This window comes from Flagellimonas olearia, assembly GCF_009184425.1.
In the GTDB taxonomy this organism is placed as follows: Bacteria; Bacteroidota; Bacteroidia; order Flavobacteriales; family Flavobacteriaceae; genus Flagellimonas; species Flagellimonas olearia.
Window position 1 is genome coordinate 1,842,227 of sequence record NZ_WELG01000001.1, and the last position, 16,917, is coordinate 1,859,143.

The following is a 16,917-nucleotide window of genomic DNA, read 5'->3' on the forward strand; positions in this document are numbered from 1 at the left end:
CTTGTTTACCCTCCAAAACTTGCATTAACGATTTATTTTGATACTATTACGGTAAATTCAAATACTTTTGTATTGTTTCCTGAAGAGATATTATGCCTGAAACCATCGTAAAATTAGAGGACGTAGCCGTATTCCAAAATGAAAACCTTGTACTGCAGAACATTGATCTTGAAGTAAAAAAAGGTGAGTTTGTATATGTCATCGGAAAAACCGGCAGTGGTAAAAGTAGTTTTATGAAAACCCTTTATGCCGATATTCCCCTAAAGCAAGGCAATGGACAAGTGGCGGATTTTGACCTTAGAAAACTTGAAGAAAAAAATATTCCTTACCTGCGCAGAAAACTAGGTATCGTTTTTCAGGATTTTAAATTGCTCCCCGATCGCAACGTGAACAACAACCTTCTTTTTGTGCTCAAAGCCACTGGTTGGACAGACCCGTCAAAAATGAATGCCAAAATCGAAGAGGTTCTGGACAAGGTGGGCATGAAGTCCAAAGGATTCAAATATCCCCATGAACTTTCCGGCGGGGAACAGCAACGTATTGCCATTGCCCGTGCCCTTTTGAACGATCCGGAGCTTATCTTGGCAGACGAGCCCACGGGAAACCTTGACCCACAGACCAGCGTGGAGGTCATGAAAGTGCTTCAGGAAATCAACCAGAATGGTCGCACCATAATCATGGCCACCCATGACTACGCATTGATCTTGAAATACCCACATAAAACCTTGAAATGTGACGGAAGCAAGGTTTTTGAAGTCGTACAGAAGGCGGTTTGAGTTCTTTGAGGACCCAAAAATGAAATTAACCTTGCACTAGAAGGTATTCGCCTCATTTTTTTAATCTTTGATTCTCATTGGACTAGGTTTAATGATCAACCTAAACGTAAAGATTTGAAAAATCGTAACCTTTGGATCAACCTCTTAATTGGCATGGGATTGCTCAGTGTTCCCATACTGACCTCCCCTGACTTTGGCTCATTCCAGAATATGGCCAAGGCACCTGGTTTTCAACGCAGTGTTTTGGCATACTCCCTTCTATTTGCCTTCTTCTATCTGAACTACCATGTTTTGATCCCCAAATTTTATTCAAAGAAAAAAAGATGGATCTATGCCGCTCTTTTGCTGGCTTGCTTTTTGGTTGTTTCCTATATCCCCGATCTGATCATAAACAGCCCAAAACCTCCATCTGCCCTCCCTTTTCACAATAATCCACCGCATAAGACCGCTCCCATTGATCTTTTTGGTTTCAGGGACACCTTCATTATCCAGTTTTCCATGATCGCCTTCCTTTCAATCTTGCTTCGATTGGACCATAGGCTCAATACCATTCAAAATGAGAAATTGAAAGCCGAGGTGAACTATCTAAAAGCCCAAATCAATCCCCACTTTTTGTTCAATACCCTGAACAGTGTTTATGCCCTTACCTTAAAGAAATCGGATGAAGCGCCATGGGCAGTATTAAAACTATCGGAAATGATGCGCTACGTGGTCACGGAAAGTCATACTGAAAAAGTATCCTTGGAACGAGAAATCCAGTACATAACGGATTACATTGACTTACAGAAGCTTCGAATGGGGAACCATACCAATTTGGTCTATGAGATACAAGGAAACCCCATTGGGCAAAAAATCGCTCCCATCATATTGATCAACTATGTGGAAAATGCGTTCAAATATGGTGTAAACCCGGACGAACTTTCAAACATCCGTATTTTTATCCATATCGAATCCCATAGTGTTGAGCTTATTGTTGAGAATAAAATCACTGTAAAGAACACCAGTTTTATGGAACCAACCACGGAAGGAAACAAAAACACCAAGAAGCGACTGGATTACTTTTACCCCGAAAAATACCAGTTGCACATAGACCAAAGAGACAATTTTTATATGGTGAATCTGTTAATCGACCTTTCATGATAAAAGCCGTGGCATTGGACGATGAAGTATTGGCTCTGGAAATCATCCAAGCCTACTGTGACCAAATCGAATATTTGGATCTGGCACACACTTTTACCGAACAAGGCAAAGCCATTCGCTATCTCAACAAATTTGATGTGGACCTACTCTTTCTGGACATTAGAATGCCTGGACTCAATGGACTGGAACTTTACAAATCCTTGAAACAGCAAACCAAGGTAATATTTGCCACTGCTTATGATCATTACGCCTTGGAAGGTTTCAATGTAAACGCCACAGATTATCTGTTAAAGCCATTTTCATTCCAACGCTTTCAGACCGCCGTGGAAAAAACCAAAAGACAGCTTGATCTGGAACGGGCCAACCCCAACGTTCAAACCCACCTGTCTATCCGTGCGGACTATAAACTACACCATATTTCCCTTGAAGACATTATACTGATAGAGGCTTTTGATGATTATGTGAAGATTATTTTGGAGGACAACACCAAAATTGTGGCCAGGTCCACCATGAAGGACATCTATGAAAAACTCCCCAAGCCGATGTTTCTAAGAGCACATCGCTCCTTCATTGTGCCAACAAAAAAAATCAATGGTATCTATAAAGATGTGGCCAAAATTGGTGAATTCGCCATTCCGTTGGGTAAGTCGTACAAAGCCAATATTTTAGAAAACCTTTAACAACCCTACTCTTTTTACCTCACCTTTTTAGACATTGACCGCAATAATTACCATCAGCTTTGATGCCTATATAGATTTACCCCATAATCATTAAACTATTGTGATATGAAACGAAAGGAATTTCTAAAGGGCATGGGGTTGGCCGGTTTATCCGTGACCAGTTTATCACTTTTGACCTCCTGTTCAAAAGACAATGAAGACTCGCTTTACATAGATGATGAATCAAGCACTGATACCACTTCAGAAAGTGATACGGGGTCTACCACCGATGACACCACCTCTGGAGACTGCGAGGTAACTCCAAGCGAGACTGAAGGACCATTTCCAACCCACGACCCAGAGGATTTGGAACGTGTGGACATTGTTGGGGACCGTACTGGGATTGATTTGGACATGAACATCACCATCCGCAACGTCAATGATAGCTGCAACGCACTCGAAGGCGCCCTAGTGGATGTATGGCATTGCGACAAGGATGGAAATTATTCGGAATATGGGGGCAGTGGCATGCAGCCCACCAACTATACCAATACCAGCTTTTTACGTGGCAGACAGGTAAGCAATTCCAGTGGAACCGTAGAATTTGCCACCATCTTTCCGGGATGGTATAACGGACGGTCAACGCACATACACGTTCATATCTATGATGCGGATGGCAACTCACTATTGGTTACCCAGATTGCCTTCCCCGAAGGGGAGAACAGTGCAGTGGTACGTGTAAATGCGGCCACCGAATATGGCTATACCAAAGGTATGAGCGGGTACACCTACCATTCCCAAGACAACGTTTTTAGCAATGGCGTAGATGAAGAATTGGCCAGCGTAGGGGGCAGTGTTTCTGAAGGATTTACACTCACCCATGACATATATGTTAGGGCCTAAACCATTTTAAAGATGATTGTCCAACACCCTGCCCAACTATTTTTAGGCCACAAAAGAGCATGTGATCAATCGGAACAATACAGATGCCTATCCGTACCACTACAAAATAATAAAAAACTTAAAAAAGTTGTGCGGCTTTCCGATGAGACCTTGGCTCCAAGAGCATTCAAATCCTTTACTGCCGAGGAAGACATTTCCCTTATTTTGATTCCCTTGGTAGGTAGCATTACATATGGTTCCAATAGCGCAAATGAAGTGTGTGTATTTCCAGAGGAATTGCAAATCATTAACCTTAAAAAAGGAAATACCTTCCGCATTACCAACAAAAATGAAGATGCGTTGGTCAACTATCTTCAGATTTGGGTGAAAATGGACTTGGTCCCGGAAAAAATAATTTTTGACACCTATTCCCACAACCAACTGAACATCGTTTATGGGAAAAAGCATGTGAATATACTTTTTGGGGTCTTTGATGGAAGAAGGGAAGGTTTCTTTACCACCTCTGAACAAAAAAACACCCTTTTGACCTTTGTGATCAACGGTGCTTTTGAGGTTCAAAATCGGTTGTTGGAATCTCGGGATAGTTTAATATTAAGCCAAACAAGGCTATTGGAGCTAGAGGCACTTTCAGAAAATGCCATTGTTCTGATACTGGAAGAAAATAATTGATGTTGACTTGGTTTTGTTTTTTGATCTTAAAGGCCAGACTCTTACCAAAAGTAACTGTTCTGGTCTTTTTGTTTTAAAAACCATATGGTCTTCAAAATACATTATTATCATTCCCAAAAACTTTTTTGTTTCTTTGCTCAAACAAAAATTCCTCCCATTTATGGAAATTCTTGGTATTGATATCGGTGGATCAGGCATTAAAGGAGCCTTGGTGAATGCAGAAACTGGCGAAATGTTGACCGAAAGACACCGTATTCCCACTCCAAAGTCCAGAAAACCAAAGGAAATGGCCAAAGTCGTAGCTGAAATTGTGGAACACTTCAACTACAGTGGCCCTGTGGGCTGTGGCTTTCCTACCATAGTAAAAAATGGGGTCTGCATATCTCCCGGTAATTTGGACCCAAGTTGGGTAGGGGTCAATATTGATGAACTGTTCACCGAAGCCACTGGACATGAGGTCACGGTTTTGAACGATGCCGATGCTGCTGGTTATGCTTCCATGAACTACGGCGCCGGAAAGGGACAGGATGGCCTTGTGATCATGATAACCATTGGTACCGGATTGGGCAGTGGAGCTTTCTACAATGGTGTCCTACTTCCCAATTTTGAATTGGGGCAGATTCCCTATAAAAAATACAAGAAGATTGAAAAGTGGGCCGCAGCCTCTGCCAAGGAGCGTGAAGGGCTCAGCTACAAAAAGTGGGGCAAGCGTTTCAACAAATTCCTGAATTTGGTGGAATTGATCGTAAATCCCGACTTGATCATTGTTGGCGGAGGTACCTCAAAAGACTGGGACCAGTTTAAACACTTGATTGATGTTGAAACCAAAGTAGTGAAAGCGGAACTTATGAACCATGCCGGAATCATTGGGGCTGCCGTAGGATGTTTGCGCGAGCAACATCACGGACACTTGCATTGATTTTTATCACCAAAACAAGTTCTCGTACCACACCGCTGTCAATGACAGCTCAATCCATAATGCCAAACAAGTGTCCCTAAAGTCCTATTGACTTTTTACCCTATCTTGTTTCGCTTGCGATCTACTTCCTTTAAATAGATTTTTCGGAGTCTGATATGGTTGGGGGTTACTTCCACATACTCATCTTTTTGAATGTATTCCAAGGCTTCTTCCAATGAAAACTTGATGGCCGGTACAATTTTGGCCTTGTCGTCCGCACCTGCGGAACGAACATTGGAAAGTTTCTTGGTCTTGGTCACGTTGATGGTCATATCGTCTCCCCTAGAGTTTTCACCGATTACCTGACCTTCGTAGATTTCCTCTCCCGGGTCAATAAAAAACTTACCTCTTTCCTGCAATTTATCAATGGAATAAGGAATAGCAGTTCCATTTTCCATGGAAATCAAGGAACCGTTCAATCGCTGTGCAATATCCCCTTTCAAGGGTTGGTATTCCTTAAATCGGTGGGCCATGATGGCCTCACCCGCAGTGGCGGTCAATAATTGGTTTCGCAATCCAATAATCCCTCTTGAAGGAATCATGAACTCGCAGATCATTCGGGAGCCTTTGGCTTCCATGCTGATCATTTCCCCTTTTCTAATGGAAACCATTTCCACGGCCTTTCCGGAAACCTCTTCCGGCAAATCTATGGTAAGGTGCTCCATGGGTTCACATTTTACCCCATCCACTTCCTTGATGATTACTTGCGGCTGTCCAATCTGAAGTTCGTATCCTTCCCTACGCATGGTCTCGATCAATACGGAAAGGTGCAATACCCCACGACCAAATACCATGAATTTATCGGCACTGTTGGTCTCTTGTACCCTTAGGGCCAAGTTCTTCTCCAACTCCTTTTCCAATCTTTCCTTGATGTGTCTTGAAGTAACAAACTTTCCATCTTTTCCAAAAAATGGACTGTCATTGATGGTGAACAACATACTCATGGTAGGTTCATCAATGGCAATGGTCTTCAACTTTTCAGGGTTCTCGAAATCCGCCACGGTATCCCCTATTTCAAAACCTTCCATACCAACAATGGCACAAATATCACCTGCGGTCACTTCGGAAACTTTTTGTCTGCCCAGACCTTCAAAAGTGAACAACTCCTTGATACGGGTCTTTACAATACTTCCATCCCGCTTCACCAAGGAAATCTGTTGTCCTTCCTTTAACGTACCTCGCTGCAATCTACCAATGGCTATTCGTCCGGTAAAGGATGAAAAATCCAAAGAGGTGATCAACAATTGCGTGGAGCCTTGCTCTGGTTTAAATTCTGGGATATGTTCCACCACCATGTCCAAAAGTGGCTCAATATTCTCTGTAGGCTTTTGCCAATCGGTACTCATCCAGTTGTTCTTGGCAGAACCATACACCACTGGGAAATCCAATTGCCATTCTTCTGCACCCAACTCAAACATAAGGTCAAAAACCTTTTCATGCACCTCTTCGGGCGTACAGTTTTCCTTATCCACCTTGTTGACCACCACGCAGGGTTTCAATCCAAGGTCAATGGCCTTTTGCAATACAAAACGGGTCTGTGGCATAGGGCCTTCAAAGGCATCCACCAACAACAATACCCCATCGGCCATATTGAGTACTCGTTCCACCTCCCCACCGAAATCGGCGTGCCCAGGAGTATCTATGATGTTGATTTTGGTGTCTTTGTATTGAACGGAAACGTTCTTGGAAACGATGGTGATTCCACGCTCCCGCTCCAGGTCATTGTTGTCCAAAATTAAATCGCCCTTGTTCTCGTTATCCCGGAACAACTGACAGTGGTACATAATTTTATCAACCAAAGTGGTCTTGCCGTGGTCTACGTGGGCAATGATTGCAATATTCTTGATTTTGGACATAACCTATTTTTTTAAGGCCGCAAAGATACTGCTATTTTCCACTTGTCAATACGCTAAAATGTTATTTTTATCTTATTGATTTTGTGCAAGTTCTGAAGTTAACGCCCCACACACCATCTTTTTTCGCTTACAATCCAGCCCAAACTCAAATTTACCACCGGATAAATGCCCCCTTTAAAAGGTCCTACATAGTACCCGGCTCCGGCATCAATGGAGAAACTTATTCCGGAATCATAGCTGCGCTGCACGCCATATACCAGACCTCCATAGCCATGAACACCATCCACAATCCTATTCTCCACCACACGACTCCCGGGCGAAAAAATCGCTACCGAAGGAGCCAAGTAATTCCCTGAGTTTCCATAAATGGGTTTTCTTCTACGCTCCCTTCCATTGAAATTATGATAATATCGGTTTTGGACCGTGATGGCCGGGAAAAAATCAAGATTTTCCATAGGTGCCTCACTGGCAGGTTCCAAGGCCATCTGCCAAGCTACCCGTACATCCAAGGTGCTGTTCACTCCCAGACCCATTTCGTACTCCACCCCTGGGTTAAAAACATTGATCTTGATCTGCCGTATCTCACAATTCATACCGTATTGGGCAAAGGAAGAAATACTGGAAAACAAGAATACCATAAAAAGAAAACGACGCATGGTAGGTTAATTTGGTATTCTTATAACATTTACTTTTTCAAAATAGTATTTTTGTTGAAAATATATGCCCATGCGACTAGATGCCATTCCCCAAATAAAACATGCCGATAGCAACAACTTTTTTCTATTGGCCGGTCCCTGTGCCATTGAGGGCGAGGAAATGGCCATGCGTATAGCGGAAAAGGCAGTGGCCATCACGGATAAACTGCAAATTCCCTATATATTCAAAGGAAGTTTCAAGAAGGCCAACCGTAGCCGCATAGATTCCTTCACCGGGATCGGGGATGAAAAGGCATTGAAAATTCTTAGAAAAGTCTCCGAGACCTTCAAGGTACCCACGGTCACCGACATTCATGAAATCTCAGATGCCACAATGGCCGCTGAGTATGTGGATGTGCTTCAAATACCGGCATTTTTGGTACGCCAGACCGATTTGGTGGTTGCGGCTGCAGAAACCGGGAAGGTGGTCAACTTGAAAAAAGGGCAATTTATGAGTCCCGAAAGCATGAAACATGCCGTGACCAAGGTCACGGAAACAGGTAATGAACAGGCCATAATAACCGATAGGGGTACCATGTTCGGCTATCAGGACATGATTGTTGATTTCAGGGGTGTCCCCACCATGAAGCAGTACGCACCTGTGGTATTGGACGTGACCCACTCCCTACAACAGCCCAACCAGTCCTCTGGGGTTACCGGAGGTAGACCTGCATTGATCGGCACCATGGCCCGGGCCGGTATTGCAGCAGGTGTGGACGGTCTTTTTATGGAAACCCATTTTGATCCAGCCAATGCCAAAAGTGATGGGGCAAACATGTTGGATTTAAGTTTATTGGAAAAATTACTGACCGATTTAACGGCTATCCGACGTACCATTAACTCCCTTTAGAATACTGTTTCAATCTCACGTACACCACAACCTGATGTTTATCAGTTGATTACAATTATTTAACAACTTTATTTTTAATTAGTCTAAATATTCCTTGCTCGGATAGGAGCTGGACTATACATTTGCAATCAAAATTTATTTAGACCAATTATAAATAAAATGAACCGTATACTACTCATCATTGCTTTGGCCTCTACTTTTTTGGCCCAAGCCCAATCCGGAAACTTAAGAGGAAAAGTAACCGATCAAAACAATAACCCGCTCGGCAACGTGAATATTGCCGTATCCAATACCAGTTTAGGCACAAATACAAATTATTCAGGGGAATATGAGATATCCGATCTTGCCCCTGGCCCCTATACGTTGACCTTTTCCATGGTAGGTTATGGCACACAGAACCAAACCGTGACCGTTTACGCCAATCAAACCACGAACGTACAAGCCATCACTTTGGTGGAGCGCCAAGAACAACTGAACGAGGTAGTGGTTGAAGGAACCCAAGTAAACACATTCGCCCGCAAAGCAAGTGTTTATGTATCCAAGATGCCTTTAAAGGACATTGAAAACCCACAGGTATACAATTCCATCTCCACAGAATTGTTGCAAGACCAAGTGGTCACCAATTTTGATGATGCCCTTAAAAACGCACCCGGAATTGACAAACTTTGGGAATCAACGGGACGTGGTAGTGACGGTGCAGGCTACTTCTCCCTACGCGGTTTTGCCGTACAGCCCACCATGATCAACGGATTGCCCGGTTTGACCAATGGTAGTCCCGACCCTGCGAACGTCGAGTCCATTGAAGTCATCAAAGGCCCTTCGGGAACTTTGTATGGTAGTAGCTTGATTTCCTATGGTGGTTTGATCAACATCAACACCAAAAAACCATTCTACGGTTTTGGCGGGAACATCTCCTACACTTCTGGCAGTTATGGATTGAACCGGGTGAGCGCCGATGTAAATACCACTTTGGGCAACCAGAACAATATTGCACTTCGTGTGAACACTTCGTACCACACCCAGAACAGCTACCAGGATGCCGGATTCAGGAAATCTTTCTTCTTTGCGCCATCCTTGGCGTTTCAGGCCAGTGATAGGCTTTCGTTCAACATCAACACTGAGTTTTACAATGGTAGAAGCACCAATCAAACCATGTTGTTCGTAGATCGTGGTTCGCCACTTCGTGTGACCAATCTGGATGAATTGGGTTACGATTACAAACGTTCGTACACTAGCAACGATTTATACATCGACACACCAACCTACAGCCTTCAAGGTCAGATGAACTATATTTTGAGTGATTCTTGGACCTCCCAGACCGTAGTTTCAAGATCTAATGCAAAGTCCGATGGTTACTACTCCTACTTGTATGAGGTAACCTCAACCGTGGAAGGTCTTTCAGGTGCTCCAATAGCCGATGGCATTATTTTGGCCCGCTATACCAGCAACCAAAACTCAGAGACTTTGGGAACTGACATTCAACAAAACTTTATAGGGGATTTCAATATTGGAACCATGCGCAACCGCTTGGTCGTAGGATTGGATTATTTTAAAACAAGAACCATTAACAACAGTACAGGCTACGGAAACCAAGGTTTCACCTATGTGGGATCAAACCCGGATGAGTTCCAAGCCGTTGTCCCTGCCCTACATGCTTATTACGGAACTCCAATGGGAACCGGTTTGTACGACTCGGGTGTATTGACCCAGGCAGGTGCCGATGCAGGAATCGCAACCTTGGCCAATCCAGGGGCCCAATTCAGTGAAGCGGAACAAGAGATCTTTAGTGCTTACGCTTCCAACGTCATCAACCTTTTGCCAGAATTGTCTGCAATGGCCAGCTTGCGTGTAGACCGTTTTTCCAATGACGGGTACAATCAGACCGCATTCTCACCAAAATTTGGAGTGGTATACCAACCTATTCTGAACAAAGTTTCCCTGTTCGCCAACTATATGGACGGATTTAGCAACGTAGCTCCCGTAACCGAGCTATCAAACGGAAACACATCCGTAAGGGCATTGAACCCAGAGCACGCCAACCAATTTGAGGTGGGTACCAAGTTGAATTTGTTCAACGATAAACTTTCTGCCACTTTGAGCTATTACGATATTACCGTGAGCGATATGGCACAGCGAATCGATACCGATGCCAACAACTATTTCTACACCCAAGATGGGGAACAAAGCAGTAAAGGTTTTGAAGCGAGTATTATCGCCTCACCCATTGACGGATTGAACATTGTCGCCGGTTATAGCTACAATGACAGCGAATTGGTTGAGGGAGCAGATAGTTTCACCGGTTTTAGACCCGAGAGTGCAGGTCCAATGCACCTGGCCAATGTTTGGGCCAGCTATCGGTTCACACAAGGGACCTTGCAAAACTTTGGTCTTGGATTTGGTGGTAACTACGCCAGCGAAAATAAAATTTTCAATAGAACCAACGGTACGTTCGCCATTGACGAGTATACCATTCTTAATGCATCTACCTTTTATGATGCCAAAGACTTCAGAATTACTTTAAAACTGGACAACATTGCAAACAAAGACTACTACAAAGGTTGGTCCACCATCAGCCCTCAAAATCTAAGAAGTCTTTCAGCAAACTTCACCTATAAATTTTAAGAGAAAAACCATGAAAAAACTCATTGCCACCATATTGTTGGTTACCCTCCCCGTACTGTCCGCCTCTGCACATTATTTATGGATAGAGACCAACGGAACAGGCACTTTGGGTCAATCCCATGAAATCCGTGTACACTTTGGGGAATACACCTACGGGGTCGTTGAAGAAGTGGAAGGGGAAGCTTTCCCGGCCGTTTCAAAGTTTACCCTTTGGGTAATTGCTCCCGATGGCTCAAAAAATGTACTGAACACCGCTCCCAAGAAAGACCATTACCTAGCCCATTTTACTCCAAGTGAAAATGGGGTGTACACCATAATGCTCAATAATGATGAGATTGATGTCATTGATTACACCCAGTATGATTTTGGCATCTTCAAAACCCATTATCACTCGACCGCAAAGGTCCAGATAGGTAGTGCTGATGCCGATACCAACACAGCGAATCCCAATGGTATCGTGATAAAGCAATTGGCCAATAACGGGAATGAGGTTAAGCTCCAAGTACTGTACAAAGACCAACCCTTGGCCAAAAACGAACTGCAAGTCTATGTAGCGGACCTTTGGTCAAAAACCCTGCACACCGATGACAACGGTGAAGTATCCTTTGCCCTGCCCTGGGACACCAAGTACATTGTAGAGACCACGACCAAAGAAGAAGTACCTGGCTCGTACAAAGGAGAAGACTATCAGTTTATTTGGCATTGCGCCACCTATTGCATAAAACAATAAGCTATGGTGACCCTCATTTCATTGCTCACTTTTATGGCCTTTTATCTGCTTTATGGCACCTCTAAAAAGATGGCCACCATAGGTGAACTGGGTATTGGGAAATGGACAGGTGAACACAAAAAAATAGCTCAAGCAGCCAGTTTGGCCCTAATGATTTTTTCATTGGGGCTTAGCTGTTTTTTATGGGGGCTTGGTTCCGGCACCTTTACTTTTTTCATCCTCTTGATGACCGTTGCCAGTTTGGTGATTCTCTTGGCCCCTTTGCGATTATTGAACTACCCGTTTTTGGGTATCCTTTTTATAGGCTCTATCCTTTTTGAAACCTTACTGTTTTAACTATGCCCGCCAACAAAAAATATTTGACTCCATCGCCATCGCAACGATTTGCCAAAATAACCGCTGCCATTTTAGGTGGTCTTATGGTGGCCGTTATGTTCCACATGGCATTGGCCAGTTGGTTCAACCACGTTGCCATAATAATTACCAGTACCTTTTCCGCTTTCATTCTTTGGGCGGTTCTGATGGTCTTGGCGTTTTTGGGCAAAAATGGCTGGAAGGTCTGGGGCATATATCTCTTGGCAAGTTTGGTGCTCTTTGCCATCTTTTATTTTGGAAAACAAACCAACCCACTTGTTTAAACCCATGGGAAACCGCATTTACAATATTCTATTCCATACACATACCGTAAGTGGTATTGTGATCAGTGTGGCACTCTACGTCATTTTTTTCACGGGATCCTTCTCCTTTTTTCGGGATGAAATTGCCAATTGGCAACGTGGACATTCCGTAAGTCAGGATGATGCATTGCCCAGCAGCTTGGATGGGCACCTTAACGACCTTTCCAAAGAATACAATTTGTACGGTCGGGAGGTGGAATTAAGACATTATTACAACGAAAGAAGCATTTCCGTCAACTTGGGGGCTTCCAAGGATTCATTGGCATCAGAAGAGGAAAAAGCACCCGTATTTTTCTATTTGGACCCTGAGGCCAAGACCAAGACCGACAGCTACGCAAGCAATTACCATTTGGGGGAATTCTTATACCGACTTCACTTTCTCGATCAGATCCCCTACCCCTACGGCCGTTACTTGGCCGGATTGGTGGCGTTCTTTTTCCTTTTCGCGATCATTACCGGGATCTTGGTGCATTGGAACAAGATTGTTTCCAATTTTTATGTCTTCAGACCTTGGGCCAAAATAAAAGCAATGTGGACCGATGCCCATACCGCTTTGGGGGTAATAGGGTTTCCATTTCAGTTTGTATATGCCGTTACCGGCGCCTTTTTCCTGTTGAAGGGCATATTGATTCTTCCTCTCGTAGCTGGACTTTACGATGGTGATCAAAACCAATTGTTTGAAGATTTGGAATACAACCACCCTGTTTACGAATTCCAGAACGAAAGACTGGACCAAACCATCAACTTGGACCAATATGTTGCCGAAATGAAAGAAGAATGGGGTGATTTTAGGGTTACGGAGACCCATATCTTCAACTATGGCGACCAAAATATGCACGCCGCCATTAGCGGATATCTTGGGTATGACACCAAACTGAACGGTCTGGGATACCGTATTTATAAAATTACCGATGGTTCCATTGCACAGGAAAAAGTACCAATTACCCAAACTTCTTATTTGGATGGGGTAAAAAACATGATGTTCCGCCTCCATTTTGGCGATTATGCAGGCTATGGCCTACGAGTGATCTCCTTTATTCTTGGACTGGTTTCATGCTTTGTGATCCTCTCCGGGATTATGATTTGGTTGGTGGCACGCGACAAAAAGAGCATCCCGGAAAAACGCCGAAAGTTTAACCAACAAGTGGCGAATTGGTATATGGCCATCTGCCTTACCTTGTTGCCCGTTACCGCTTTGGAATTTATTATCGTAAAGTTTGCTCCCACAGTGAATATGGGTTTTCTCTACCAAACCTATTTTCCAATTTGGTTGGTGGCAAGCGTGTTCTTTATCCTTAAAAAGGATATTGCCTTTACCAACAAGTGGACCTTGATCTCCGGTGGAATTTTGGGCTTGTTGGTTCCCATTGCCAATGGAATCGCAACCGGTAATTGGATGTGGCTGGCCTATCAAAACGGATATCAACATATCCTTTTGGTGGATTTGCTTTGGCTGGTTTTGGGTATTGCATCCCTTTGGATCGCTTTCTTCAAACTAAGGACAGAAAGGGCCAAACTGACGCCAACCCAAGGTTGATCATTTATAAAAACCTTTATGGTTTACGGTTTCCGCATCTTTGATGACAGCCACAAAGACTTCCGCATCAAGATCCTCCAGAGTATGATACCGAAGTGAGCGCATTACTTTTCTACCCTCGGTGACCATTTTATCCAAATGAACGCTAAGGTGTGCCGAACTCCAAAAGCCTACATCTACATAACCTTTTTTAGGGGACACATTTAGGTAACAAAATGGTTTCCCCTTCAGATAGTAGAAAGGAATGCGATACTTGTATTTGAGTTCCACATCAGGTACCTCACTCTCCACCAAAACCTGCAGTTGCAGTAATATACTTTTAAAAGGTTCCTCTTGGTTGATGATGTAGTCTTCAGCTGGATTCATATTCTAAAAATAGCCCAATTGTCAAAAAAATTATTTTTATTCAATTTTTATTTTAACTTTGAATTTCAAAGTACTTTAAGATGGATTCAAAAAAATACTTGGATGACATTTCCCAAATCAAAGATATGATGAGTCGTTCTTCACGATTCATATCTCTAAGTGGCTTATCTGGAATACTGGCCGGACTTTATGCCATAGTAGGGGCTTTTGTAGCCCAAATGTTTATCATAAAGGAAGTAGAAGGCCATATTACCCTTCACAGTTGGAGCTTTAAAATAATCGTCGCCATATTGATTACCGTAGCTATACTGAGCATTGTAACCGCCTATTTATTGACCACCAGAAAGGCTAAAAAGAACAATGAAAAAATATGGGACAAAACCACCAAAAGATTACTCATCAACTTTTTGGTCCCATTGGTTACGGGAGGAATTTATATTCTAATAAAACTCAATAGTCAACATTATGGCCTTACTGCATCACTCATGCTTATTTTCTATGGTCTCGCTTTGATAAATGCCTCAAAATATACCATAGGCAATGTAAAGTATCTGGGATATGGGCAAATTATTCTAGGTCTGATATGTGCCGCCCTACCTGGTTACGGTTTCTGGTTCTGGGTTTTGGGTTTTGGAATTTTGCACATAGTATATGGCACAATAATGTATTTCATGGAAGGAAAAGTGTAGTATGGGACTTATTGACAACATAAACAAGCTGTTCGATCATCGAATCCGGCTAGGCATCATGTCAATTCTATTGGTCAATGATGAAGTTGATTTTAATCGACTCAAGGAGCTATTGGATGTTACCGACGGTAACTTGGCCAGCCATACCAAAACATTGGAAAAAGCGCAATACATAAAGATTGAAAAGTCATTCATAGGGAAAAAACCCAACACAAAATATAGAGCTACCACTTTGGGCAAACAAGCTTTTAAAAAACATATTGATGCCTTGGAGCATCTCATCAGAAATCCAGAATAATTTTTTTATCATTTTACTTTGAAATTCAAAGTACTTTAAATTTACTATTATGTCATCACAAAAACAAAAAATCGGAAACTGGCTGAAACATTCCATATCAGCAAAAATGATTACGGTAGGATTCTTGATCCTCATTTTATTGATCCCATTAAGCTTTGTCAAAGATCTTATTAGGGAGAGGGGATATCGCCAAACGGAAGTGGTGGAGGAAATCAATTCCAAATGGGGAGGTACGGTCATCTTAAACGGCCCCATACTCAAAGTGCCCTATCAACAGTATGTAGAAGAAAAAATCTACGATGAGAACTCCAAAACTTTTCTCAAAACCCAAAAAGCCATACGGCACAACGCTTATTTTTTTCCTTCCAAATTGGATGTCGATTCCGAAGTCACAACCCAACCGCTAGAACGCGGCATATACAAATCTGTTGTGTATACGGCCGGCTCTGAGGTAAAAGGGATGTTTTCCCATTTGGATTTTTCCGAAAAAGATGTGCAGGACAAAGACATATTATGGGACAAGGCAACGGTCCTGTTTGAAGTGAGCAATTTAAAGGGAATCCGAAATACAGTTTATGTTTCTCTCAATGAAAAAGAGTATGTCCTAAACCCAAGGTTTGACAATTCCTTCATGAGCACCCTTGAGTCAGGCCCAATCACCAATCTAAGCGAGATACAAGAAAGACCAATCTCTTTTAGCTCAAAACTCACCATTAATGGAAGTAGTAGATTGAAATATGTTCCCATAGGGAAGGAAACCTTCGTCTCCATGAAATCCAACTGGCATTCCCCCAGTTTTAATGGAAACTATCTCCCAAATACAGAAGGCAAAAAAATAACCCCGGAAGGTTTTGAGGCTACTTGGAAAGTCTTGGAAACAAACCGAAAATTCGGGCAGCACTTTTTTGATGCACTTCCCGATCTGACTGAATTTGCCTTTGGCACAGAATTCCTTATTCCAGTGGATGACTACCAAAAAACAGAACGAACCAGCAAATATGGTTTTATGATCATAGGGCTCACCCTCTTGGTTTTCCTATTGATACAGATCAGCAGTAAAATACCCATCCACCCTTTTCAGTATCTCATGATAGGGCTTGCACTGGTAATGTTCTACACCCTTTTGATTTCAATATCTGAACACCGTAATTATTTATTCGCCTATATGGTTTCTGGAATCTCCGTGGTGACCTTGATTACGGTTTACTCCAAATCGATTCTTAACAACTCAAAATTCACCTTGCTCATTTTTGGTTCCATGGCAAGTCTTTACACTTTTATATTCGTAATCATCCAATTGGAAGATTTCGCTTTATTGGTGGGAAGCATAGGGTTGTTCATTATTTTATCCGTTATTATGTTCACCTCTCGAAAGATTGATTGGTCCGGAACCCAAACCTAATTTTCATTCTTCTAAACTGCCCTGTTTTTTCAGGGCAGTTCACAACAATTTACTATTTCTTAACCCAAATTATTTTTCCTGCAAAGTGAT

Annotated in this window: 18 protein-coding genes; 15 read left to right on the plus strand and 3 right to left on the minus strand. The window is 42.7% G+C overall.

The window, feature by feature from the left end:
- The first annotated feature begins 92 nt into the window (after positions 1-92).
- The 6 genes from F8C76_RS08110 (at position 93) to ppgK (ending at position 5,066) form a co-directional block, all read left to right on the plus strand.
- Positions 93-776 carry a cell division ATP-binding protein FtsE gene (locus F8C76_RS08110; RefSeq protein ID WP_152131225.1) on the plus strand — a complete coding sequence of 228 codons (684 nt, stop codon included), beginning with the start codon at positions 93-95 and terminating at the stop codon, positions 774-776.
- 114 nt (positions 777-890) lie between these two features.
- The gene (locus F8C76_RS08115) at positions 891-1,916 is read left to right on the plus strand and encodes a sensor histidine kinase (protein WP_152131226.1); all 1,026 of its coding nucleotides are present in this window, start codon (positions 891-893) and stop codon (positions 1,914-1,916) included.
- Entirely contained in the window at positions 1,913-2,596 is a 684-nt protein-coding gene (locus F8C76_RS08120) for a LytR/AlgR family response regulator transcription factor (RefSeq protein ID WP_152131227.1), read from the plus strand. The genes F8C76_RS08115 and F8C76_RS08120 overlap by 4 nt, the downstream gene beginning before the upstream one ends.
- A 105-nt stretch (positions 2,597-2,701) precedes the next feature.
- On the plus strand, positions 2,702-3,478 hold the full coding sequence (locus F8C76_RS08125) for a dioxygenase family protein (protein WP_152131228.1): 777 nt from the start codon (positions 2,702-2,704) through the stop codon (positions 3,476-3,478).
- A gap of 129 nt (positions 3,479-3,607) precedes the next feature.
- Positions 3,608-4,147, plus strand: a complete 540-nt coding sequence (locus F8C76_RS08130) for a pirin family protein (RefSeq protein ID WP_152131229.1) — start codon at positions 3,608-3,610, stop codon at positions 4,145-4,147.
- A 160-nt stretch (positions 4,148-4,307) separates the two neighbouring features.
- On the plus strand, positions 4,308-5,066 hold the full coding sequence (gene ppgK / locus F8C76_RS08135; RefSeq protein ID WP_129653103.1) for a polyphosphate--glucose phosphotransferase: 759 nt from the start codon (positions 4,308-4,310) through the stop codon (positions 5,064-5,066).
- A 95-nt stretch (positions 5,067-5,161) separates the two neighbouring features.
- Here ppgK and typA read toward each other — a convergent pair whose 3' ends face one another.
- Together typA and F8C76_RS08145 are read right to left on the minus strand one after the other, a co-directional pair.
- On the minus strand, positions 5,162-6,961 hold the full coding sequence (gene typA, locus F8C76_RS08140; protein ID WP_152131230.1) for a translational GTPase TypA: 1,800 nt from the start codon (positions 6,959-6,961) through the stop codon (positions 5,162-5,164).
- 98 nt (positions 6,962-7,059) lie between these two features.
- A complete protein-coding gene (locus F8C76_RS08145; RefSeq protein WP_152131231.1) occupies positions 7,060-7,617 on the minus strand; it encodes a hypothetical protein in 558 nt (185 codons plus the stop codon).
- Between the two features lie 70 nt (positions 7,618-7,687).
- Here F8C76_RS08145 and kdsA point away from each other — a divergent pair, with 70 nt between their 5' ends.
- From kdsA to F8C76_RS08175, 6 genes are all read left to right on the plus strand, one after another.
- On the plus strand, positions 7,688-8,506 hold the full coding sequence (gene kdsA / locus F8C76_RS08150) for a 3-deoxy-8-phosphooctulonate synthase (protein WP_152131232.1): 819 nt from the start codon (positions 7,688-7,690) through the stop codon (positions 8,504-8,506).
- A 159-nt stretch (positions 8,507-8,665) separates the two neighbouring features.
- Positions 8,666-11,128: a TonB-dependent receptor gene (locus tag F8C76_RS08155; RefSeq protein ID WP_152131233.1), complete on the plus strand. Its 2,463-nt coding sequence runs from the start codon at positions 8,666-8,668 to the stop codon at positions 11,126-11,128.
- Between the two features lie 10 nt (positions 11,129-11,138).
- Positions 11,139-11,858 carry a DUF4198 domain-containing protein gene (locus F8C76_RS08160; protein WP_152131234.1) on the plus strand — a complete coding sequence of 240 codons (720 nt, stop codon included), beginning with the start codon at positions 11,139-11,141 and terminating at the stop codon, positions 11,856-11,858.
- A gap of 3 nt (positions 11,859-11,861) precedes the next feature.
- Positions 11,862-12,194 carry a hypothetical protein gene (locus tag F8C76_RS08165; RefSeq protein WP_152131235.1) on the plus strand — a complete coding sequence of 111 codons (333 nt, stop codon included), beginning with the start codon at positions 11,862-11,864 and terminating at the stop codon, positions 12,192-12,194.
- A 2-nt stretch (positions 12,195-12,196) separates the two neighbouring features.
- Positions 12,197-12,496, plus strand: coding sequence for a hypothetical protein (locus F8C76_RS08170; protein WP_152131236.1), 300 nt, complete (start codon positions 12,197-12,199; stop codon positions 12,494-12,496).
- Between the two features lie 4 nt (positions 12,497-12,500).
- Positions 12,501-14,072 carry a PepSY-associated TM helix domain-containing protein gene (locus tag F8C76_RS08175; RefSeq protein ID WP_152131237.1) on the plus strand — a complete coding sequence of 524 codons (1,572 nt, stop codon included), beginning with the start codon at positions 12,501-12,503 and terminating at the stop codon, positions 14,070-14,072.
- Here F8C76_RS08175 and F8C76_RS08180 read toward each other — a convergent pair whose 3' ends face one another.
- Entirely contained in the window at positions 14,073-14,438 is a 366-nt protein-coding gene (locus F8C76_RS08180; protein ID WP_152131238.1) for a DUF1801 domain-containing protein, read from the minus strand.
- 80 nt (positions 14,439-14,518) lie between these two features.
- On the opposite strand from F8C76_RS08180, the gene F8C76_RS08185 reads away from it, so the two are divergent.
- From F8C76_RS08185 to creD, 3 genes are read left to right on the plus strand one after another with little or no spacing between them, the layout of a single operon-like run.
- On the plus strand, positions 14,519-15,127 hold the full coding sequence (locus tag F8C76_RS08185; RefSeq protein ID WP_152131239.1) for a hypothetical protein: 609 nt from the start codon (positions 14,519-14,521) through the stop codon (positions 15,125-15,127).
- 1 nt (position 15,128) lies between these two features.
- Positions 15,129-15,425, plus strand: a complete 297-nt coding sequence (locus F8C76_RS08190; protein WP_152131240.1) for a winged helix-turn-helix domain-containing protein — start codon at positions 15,129-15,131, stop codon at positions 15,423-15,425.
- Between the two features lie 49 nt (positions 15,426-15,474).
- The gene (creD, locus tag F8C76_RS08195) at positions 15,475-16,827 is read left to right on the plus strand and encodes a cell envelope integrity protein CreD (protein WP_152131241.1); all 1,353 of its coding nucleotides are present in this window, start codon (positions 15,475-15,477) and stop codon (positions 16,825-16,827) included.
- The last annotated feature ends 90 nt before the right edge of the window (positions 16,828-16,917 follow it).